Source organism: Escherichia sp. XD33 (genome assembly GCF_019375075.1).
In the GTDB taxonomy this organism is placed as follows: domain Bacteria; phylum Pseudomonadota; class Gammaproteobacteria; order Enterobacterales; family Enterobacteriaceae; genus Enterobacter; species Enterobacter flexneri_A.
Genome location: NZ_JAENDM010000327.1, coordinates 1 through 593, shown reverse-complemented (window position 1 = coordinate 593; position 593 = coordinate 1). Strand labels below are relative to the sequence as shown.

General features: G+C 58.0%; 2 protein-coding genes. Both read right to left on the bottom strand.

What is annotated here, in order from left to right:
* Positions 1-345: phage portal protein (locus K0778_RS29205; protein WP_153449243.1), on the bottom strand; the 345-nt coding region annotated here is incomplete at its 3' end.
* Positions 342-548 carry a phage head-tail joining protein gene (locus K0778_RS29200; RefSeq protein ID WP_000198149.1) on the bottom strand — a complete coding sequence of 69 codons (207 nt, stop codon included), beginning with the start codon at positions 546-548 and terminating at the stop codon, positions 342-344. The genes K0778_RS29205 and K0778_RS29200, both read right to left, overlap by 4 nt.
* Positions 549-593 lie beyond the last annotated feature (45 nt).

Sequence of the window (593 nt, the reverse complement as noted above, 5' to 3'; positions counted from 1 at the left end):
CCATGCCGCTTCAACCTCGCGGGAAAAGGCACGGGCTTCTTCCTCCCCGATGCCCAGATAGCGCCAGCTTGGGCGATGACTGAGCCGGAAAAAAGACCCGACGATATGATCCTGATGCAACTGGATGGCGTTGGCGGCATAGCCGTTATTGCGTACCAGATCGTCTGCGCGGGCATTGCCACGGGTAAAGTTGGGCAGCAGGGCTGCATCCACACTTTCACTCGGTGGGTTCCACGCCCGCAACTGCCCACCAAATCCGCTGCCACCGCCGTGATAACCGGCATATTCACGCAGCGATGTCATGCCGTCCGGCCCCAGAAGGGTGGGAATGGTGGACGTTTTCATACATAAAATCCTGCAGGTCCCCTGCGTCGCTGTGTCATGCCGGTCTGCACTTCCAGCTCCGCAATGTATTTTTTCAGGTCAGACACGGAAGTGGCCGTAAACTCCACTCGCCGTCCGTCTTTCTGTACCGTTGCCACCCGTTTACCTGTCATCAGGTCATGCAGTGCCGCACGGGCAGCGGCAAGTTCTTCCTGTCGCGTCATTCATCCTCTCCGGATAAGGCACGGGCGTAATCTGCCAGTGTTTTC